The organism is Clostridium celatum DSM 1785, assembly GCF_000320405.1.
GTDB classification, from domain to species: domain Bacteria; phylum Bacillota; class Clostridia; order Clostridiales; family Clostridiaceae; genus Clostridium; species Clostridium celatum.
This window is the reverse complement of the sequence record NZ_KB291712.1, coordinates 1-1,307: the sequence shown is the minus strand read 5'-3', so window position 1 is coordinate 1,307 and position 1,307 is coordinate 1. Positions and strand designations below refer to the sequence as shown.

Below are 1,307 nucleotides of genomic sequence, written 5' to 3'. Positions count from 1 at the left end.
TATATAAATAATATAAAAATATATATTATATTTATTTATATATTAAATTAAATAATTTAGTATATATAACAAGGGGGAAGGTTAAGAGATTTATTAGAATGTGTAAGTTTATAATAATATGAAAATTTCACTATGAATAAAATCGATAGATTCCTAATAAATACTTTTAAAATATGGATTATAATTAATATTTATCCACAAATAATAAATTAATCTTATAAGGGATAAATAATATATATTTGCTAGTACTCCACTATTATAAATTTTATAATCTCATGTTACTATTAGGTGGACAAGTTGTTATAGATGTAAAAGTACAAGACGACTAAAAATGGGCTAAATATTATTAGCTCAAATTATAGGAGGAATGGAAATGAAATCAAAGATAATTTCATTAGTATTATTAGGAAGTATATTTATAGGAGGAGTACAAGCTCACGCAGCAACTATTGATAATAGTTCAAATTCTAGAAGAGGAAGTATATCTTCTAATCATAAATATCATGGACATATAAGTAATAATACTCAAAACAAACCATCTACAAATGGTAACACATCATCAAGTGGAGGAAATACTAGCAACAGTACTCAACAAGGTGATAGCACTGTTATAAGTGATAAATTTATGGCACAAGTTGAACAAGCTATATTTAATAAAGTAAATGAAGAAAGAACTAAAGCAGGAGTTGCACCATTAACATATAATACAACTATGGAAAAGTATGCTAGAATTAAGTCTCAAGATATGGGAGATAATAATTCCTTCAGTCATACTGATTTAAATGGTAATTATATAACTACAAAGATGAAAGCTGATGGAGTAACATATAAGGCTTGGGGAGAAAATATTGCATATATAGGGGGAATTACAGACCCAACAGCATTAGCAAACCAATTTATGACAAACTGGATGAATTCATCAGGTCATAAAGCCAATATTTTATCAACTAACTTCTCAAGTATGGGAGTTGGCGTATATAAAATAGGAAATAAAGTATATGCAACTCAAGAGTTTTATAAATAAAAATAATAGATTTTATTTATGTTAGATAATTGTATAATATATAAATAATTAAAAAAGTAGCTGCAAAAATTATTTTTTGCAGCTACTTTGTTTTTGATCCGTTAGAATTACCTCCTTTCTGGATTAATTAAACTTAAGCTATTCAATTAAGATTTTATTGCTATCACTTGCAGTTAATTCCTTCTTAGGTAACTCAATATTTAAAACACCATTATCAAATTTAGCTTTAATTGAATTCTTATCAACATTAGTAATATAGAATCCTCTAGAAACTGATCCATAA

General features: G+C 25.9%; 2 protein-coding genes. One reads left to right on the top strand and one right to left on the bottom strand.

The window, feature by feature from the left end:
- Nucleotides 1–373 precede the first annotated feature (373 nt).
- On the top strand, nt 374–1,024 hold the full coding sequence (locus HMPREF0216_RS16885; protein WP_040420203.1) for a CAP domain-containing protein: 651 nt from the start codon (nt 374–376) through the stop codon (nt 1,022–1,024).
- A gap of 138 nt (nt 1,025–1,162) precedes the next feature.
- On the opposite strand, the gene HMPREF0216_RS18020 is transcribed toward HMPREF0216_RS16885, so the two are convergent.
- Nucleotides 1,163–1,307, bottom strand: a 145-nt coding sequence (locus tag HMPREF0216_RS18020) for an Hsp20 family protein (protein ID WP_005215988.1), incomplete at its 5' end; no start/stop codon positions are given.